The sequence below is a fragment of the Mariprofundus micogutta genome (assembly GCF_001895085.1).
Taxonomy (GTDB): Bacteria; Pseudomonadota; Zetaproteobacteria; order Mariprofundales; family Mariprofundaceae; genus Mariprofundus; species Mariprofundus micogutta.
In genome coordinates, this window is sequence record NZ_BDFD01000037.1 from 1 (window position 1) to 5,469 (window position 5,469).

Below are 5,469 nucleotides of genomic sequence, written 5' to 3' on the forward strand. Positions count from 1 at the left end.
TGTTCCTGACAGAAAGACTGAAATATCGGCAACTGTTTTGATCTTCCTTTCGTCCATCTGGATAAGCATCCCCATATGATGGACAGGACAACTACGTTTTCAGACTCATTTCATATTGGAAAAGACTGTGAGTTGCCATTCTCAATTGCTCTGCTATTAATAAGAAAGGTCCGGCAAGATGCTCAATATTGGCCTTGAGGATTATTTAAATTGTCTGACATTCATCCATTTGCATTATTACTCATGATACTTCTCATTTTGGTTGCTGGCCTCACAATTAGATCCTTCATTCTATACCGAAAAGAAGAGAATAAATTTAATGAGAGTTATTCCGGTGGATATCCACCTGAGTAGAGAATGAATTATGATTAAATGCTGTGGAGGTTAAGGGCTATGCCCAGAAACAAGAAACGAACATCAAGTAATATTGCGTCTCAAGCAGCGAAAACGCTTGCAGATAAAAATTCGTCGAAGACGGCTAAGAGTTTAGCTGCATCAGCATTAGCTCAAAGTGGAAATAAGAAGCAGACAGGGGGCGAACTAGAGGATTTGGCTTCCACTGTGTTGAGCAGTTCGAAATATAGCGATGATACAAAGGCTTTAGCTGGATCTGTATTATCGCAGTCAAACAAAAAGCGGTGAATATGTATGGTTGATGCACCAGAAGCATAATAGTGATCCTGCCAGAATTATTAACGCCATAATCCTTCAAACCTTTTAGCATTTGTTTGAGTGTAGCGGACAGTGTTTTGTATATTCTTATGGCCAAGATATTCCTGAATCAGCCTGGTGTCACAACCTTTATCGGCTAGATAGTAGCCACACGAATGCTTTAACATGTGTGGGCGCACATTAATTTCTAATTTAGCTTTTTCTCCTGCTTCTTTGAAAATTCTCCAAGCAGCTTGTCTCGTGATTGGTGTTCCGCGTTCTGATATAAATAGGTACTCTGACGAGGGATTAGATCTAATCCTCAGCCAGCGTTTAATCAACCTCAACTCATCGCCTTCGAGTGGGTGGATGTTTTGCAAAGACCCTTTAAGTCGTCTGCAGTTGATTCTACCTGATTGTAAATCGATGTCCGAAAGTCGAAGATCAACCAGTTCAGAAATACGAAGGCCATGACGGTAGGTGAGTAAAATCATGAGGTTGTTCCGGATACCATGCCGAGGTGACTTTTTTACAGTTGCAATTAGTCGTTCGATTTCATCGGGAAAGAGGTAGTCTCGCATAACTTGTTACATTACAGTGTTCGGGTTGTTGTTTCAAGTGAGCTGTAGAGCTAGCAATAGCAACGATCATCTTTCTAAACATATTACATAATAGTCATAGTGTTAATAGGCGGCGACCAGAATTCAGTATCAAATATCAATGCTGAAAGCTGAAGTATTATCATGAATTAATGGCTTACTGATAGGGCGCTTTTTTCAGGCGGGTTGTCAGATGGCCTAGAGTATGAGGGGTTAATTGATGTAGTTTGGTGGAGGGGAGGCCTGTTGATATGTATTGATGAGCAGGCGCTAAAAATGATATAAAAGGCTAGATGGCCCAAGTGTCAAGGTTGCAATGCAGGGAGAAATATTGAATTGACGATATACTCATGTTATTGCTACTATTCGTCAGTATTGCACATTTATTTGTTTGTAAGCGGGGTGTTTGTTGATTAAAAAAAGTGGCGAAATTGACAGTATTGAGTCGGACTTCGCCAATTTGGCGAGGCTTGCTGCCTCTGGTGCAAGCGAAGATATCAGATTATTTCTAGCTCGCCTAGTTCGTAAATACCGCCGTATCCATCCTGATTTGGCGGTCCAATTGGACCAATACTTGAAGGCTTCACAAGCTAGGGGGGCGAGTAGTTCTGTGCTACGTCGCGGGGGAACTCCAGAAGTTGATTCACCAAGGCAGTTTCCCCTTGATAAAGATTCTCAATTATCTTTGATTCGTGTTTTCAATGATTACGATGATGTAGCCTCACCATTATTGCCGTCTAATTTATTAAGACAAATCGAAATGGTTATAAGAGAGCATGTTGAAAGGGAGCATCTTGCAGATCGAGGAATAAGTCCTACTCGTTCTGCTATTTTGGTGGGACCTCCAGGGGTAGGGAAAACACTAACGGCTCGTTGGATCGCTAAATCTCTTGGTAAACCACTATGGGTACTGGACCTGGCAGCCGTAATGAGCAGTTTTCTTGGAAAGACTGGGAATAACCTTAAGGCAGCTCTAGATCATGCAAAGAGTCATGATGTAGTCCTGCTTCTTGATGAAATAGATGCAATAGCTAAACGGCGAAGCGATGAATCTGATATTGGCGAATTAAAGCGCCTAGTGACTGTAATCCTTCAAGAAGTGGACCTATGGCCGGACACTGGCTTACTTTTGGCTGCGACAAATCATCCAGAATTAGTTGATCCAGCTTTGTGGCGAAGGTTTGATGCCGTTCTCAAGTTTGATGTGCCAGATGATGTTGCGGTTGATACTGCAGTGCGTCGTTTCCTCCGGGACGATCTTTCTGTGTTTGAACCATGGGTAAATGTGTTGGTGATAGTGCTAAGTGGGCAATCACTTTCTGATGTGGAAAGAGCTATTGCTTCTCTGCGACGGGGCTATGCGCTTCAATATGCACCAATAGAAGAGCTGGTGGAAATAGCTATAAACCAAGTTAAGGTTGATTTAACTCAGCCAGAGCGTTTGCAATTGGCGGTAGAACTTGCTAAAAGTGGTAAGCATTCGCACATGAAAATTAGTCAAGTTACTGGTGTGGCCCGCGATACTATTAGAAAGCATGCAGGGCCCTCACCTCGTAAAGGGAGAGGGGTGAAATAAATGACGGCACGTTATCTAATTGGACGAGGAGAACTTCTCACTTATAAAATTGACGCGCCTAAGAAGAATCCTGGTGAAAAAAAACACCCGTATAGTTTAGATGAAGCAAAAGCCATAATTACACCTCAAATCATAGAGGCAAATAGATTATTTTCTGAACTGCCAGATAATGCATGCGTAAATGATATGGTTGTTGCAAAGGTTGTATTGCATCCGTCCTATATAGCGAAATCGTATTTTCCAAAAAGTTTATTTGAACAGGCAGGACTAACATCAGTTGGATCAAGAACATTGAGAGTTTCACCTCGAAAGGTGGTTCAGAAAAAGTCTCCGAAAGAAATGGACACAACGGAATTATTTGTTGCTGGCACAAGGTATTCACTCAGCAAGTTGCCTAATATTGCGGAGCAGTTAACTGAAGGTGAAGCATCTGCAAAGCAATTTACGCAGATTGAATCATTTTCTCCAATGCTTGCCTTTGATCGAATCAAAGATGGGGAATATAAGGATGATGAAACTCAAGTATTTGAAGTTGGTCTCCATATGTTGCCAGAGGGTGATAGTAGTGAGCTACGTGCATATTTCTCGATGTATGCATTATTTTGTGGATTTCAAGTTAATAGCGAGTTTGAGTTTGAAGCAGGAAGGTTACTATTCTTAGCAATTGAAGGTAATCCGAATCAGTTAGAAAAGCTGGCTCAATTTACTTTAATGCGTGTAATTCGTCCAATGGCCAGAATTCGTGCTATCAGCACGACTCGTAGTATGCCTGTTGTCATTCCCGTCGATCTTCCTTCAGCAGAGCCATTATCTAATAAAACAAAAGCTGCGATTTTAGATGGTGGGTTGCCTTCTAATCATGTCTTGAGTCCATACATTAGGAGATATTTTTTATCGGATGAAAATGCAGATGATGTGACTGACTACCTTGATCACGGTCTAGGAGTTACTTCTGCTGTTTTGTTTGGGGCGATCAATCCAATGGAGGGTGTGAATAGGCCGTATTCATATGTTGATCATCATCGTGTTCTTGATTCTAAATCGGATGAAGAAGATCCATATGAGTTGTTTCGTACCCTTGGACATATTGAGACAGTTCTATTGTCACGACAATATCAATTTATTAATTTAAGTTTGGGGCCTGATTTGGCGATAGAGGATACTGATGTACATGTTTGGACATCAGTATTAGATAGCTTGCTGAGTAATGGTGAAACCCTTCTAGCTGTGGCGATCGGAAACAATGGTCAACGAGATGAACTTACTCAATTGAATCGAATTCAAGTTCCAGCTGACTGCGTCAATGCCTTGTCTGTAGGGGCTTCTGATGTTTCTGGTTCCGGTTGGCAGCGCGCTTCTTATAGTGCGAAAGGACCAGGTAGAAGTCCTGGTCGCCATAAACCAGATGTAGTTGCATTCGGTGGTTCCCCTACAGAATACTTCCATGTGATCTCTCCTGGAGTTCGAGCTAGTCTGTCAGCCACTCTTGGAACTAGTTATTCAGCCCCGTTGGCACTTCGCTCTGCTATTGGTATTAGTGCAATTCTCGGAGATGAGGTGCATCCGCTATCAATTAAGGCATTATTAATTCATGGATGCGAATCTCACCAAATTGCTGATATGGAAGATGTAGGGAGAGGTCGAGTGCCTAGTGATATTGACCGACTAATCACATGTGGTGAGGGAGAGGCTAGAATTATATATCAAGGAGCATTACTTCCTGGAAAGTACTTGCGGGCACCAATTCCACTTCCAGATGTTGCGTTGATGGGAAAAGTAAGGGTTAGAGCTACATTTTGTTATGCAAGTCCTGTTGACCCACACGATACTGCAAACTATACAAAAGCTGGATTGGAAATAACCTTTCGACCACATTGTGATAAGTTTGTTTCAGATAAGGCAGCAAATGCAAAGAGTCAAACATTTTTTCCATTGTCTAAGTATCGTTCAGAGGCTGAGTTGCGGTCGGATTTAGGGAAATGGGAAACTGTGCTGCATGATGAAAAATCTTTCTTAGCGAGCAGCTTGAAGAAGCCTGTTTTTGATGTTCACTACAATGCAAGAGATGGAGGAGGGCCTGTTCCATCTGGCGCTCCTCAAATTCGTTATGCTTTAGTACTCACCTTGATAGCACCTAAGCATGTGAATTTGCATCAAGAGATCCTTCGTTCACATGCTGCTCTTCAGATGTTGGAGCCACAGGTGTCATTGCCACTTCGAACTTGAATAAACTAATATTGGAGCTCCACTAAACTTCTCTTAGGGGTTAATTGTCATGGTAAGTGGGAATACAAGACCGTCGATGAGAGGGCCTTGTATTCCCATCTTTTTAACCCTTTATTTTACTACTGAATGCTTCAGCAATATCAGCCGCGACAACCTTTGCTTCTTTCGGATTGCCATAGCTACCAGTCACGATGAAGATGATTTTTCCTGAATTAGTATCAATACCCTTAAGTGTGAATTCTTTCACGCCTGAATAGTAGCTACCACCACCAGTCACTGAGCCCCAGGCATGTCAATCAGCACCCAAAATTGACCCCCCATCAGCGTCCAATTTTGACCCCCCTAAAGTCTGTTTAAATCATGCTCTATTTTTGAATCTCCAGCTCTCATTTCCGGTCTCTATAATGTCACAATGAT

At 42.1% G+C, this 5,469-nt stretch carries 5 protein-coding genes; 3 read left to right on the forward strand and 2 right to left on the reverse strand.

Annotated features, from left to right (window positions below; genetic code table 11):
- The first annotated feature begins 393 nt into the window (after positions 1-393).
- Entirely contained in the window at positions 394-642 is a 249-nt protein-coding gene (locus MMIC_RS12150; protein WP_072660744.1) for a hypothetical protein, read from the forward strand.
- A gap of 50 nt (positions 643-692) precedes the next feature.
- On the opposite strand, the gene MMIC_RS12155 is transcribed toward MMIC_RS12150, so the two are convergent.
- Positions 693-1,232: a tyrosine-type recombinase/integrase gene (locus MMIC_RS12155; RefSeq protein WP_072660745.1), complete on the reverse strand. Its 540-nt coding sequence runs from the start codon at positions 1,230-1,232 to the stop codon at positions 693-695.
- 427 nt (positions 1,233-1,659) lie between these two features.
- Between MMIC_RS12155 and MMIC_RS12160 the strand changes: the two genes are divergently transcribed.
- Together MMIC_RS12160 and MMIC_RS12165 are read left to right on the forward strand one after the other, a co-directional pair.
- Positions 1,660-2,826 carry an AAA family ATPase gene (locus MMIC_RS12160; protein ID WP_072660747.1) on the forward strand — a complete coding sequence of 389 codons (1,167 nt, stop codon included), beginning with the start codon at positions 1,660-1,662 and terminating at the stop codon, positions 2,824-2,826.
- A complete protein-coding gene (locus tag MMIC_RS12165; RefSeq protein ID WP_072660746.1) occupies positions 2,827-5,052 on the forward strand; it encodes a S8 family peptidase in 2,226 nt (741 codons plus the stop codon).
- 103 nt (positions 5,053-5,155) lie between these two features.
- On the opposite strand, the gene MMIC_RS12760 is transcribed toward MMIC_RS12165, so the two are convergent.
- Positions 5,156-5,299, reverse strand: coding sequence for a hypothetical protein (locus MMIC_RS12760; RefSeq protein ID WP_171966511.1), 144 nt, complete (start codon positions 5,297-5,299; stop codon positions 5,156-5,158).
- Between the last annotated feature and the right edge of the window lie 170 nt (positions 5,300-5,469).

Coding starts and splice junctions, on each gene's coding strand:
- MMIC_RS12150 (WP_072660744.1), top strand. CDS start 394: ATGCCCAGAAACAAGAAACGAACATCAAGTAATATTGCGTCTCAAGCA.
- MMIC_RS12155 (WP_072660745.1), bottom strand. CDS start 1,232: ATGCGAGACTACCTCTTTCCCGATGAAATCGAACGACTAATTGCAACT.
- MMIC_RS12165 (WP_072660746.1), top strand. CDS start 2,827: ATGACGGCACGTTATCTAATTGGACGAGGAGAACTTCTCACTTATAAA.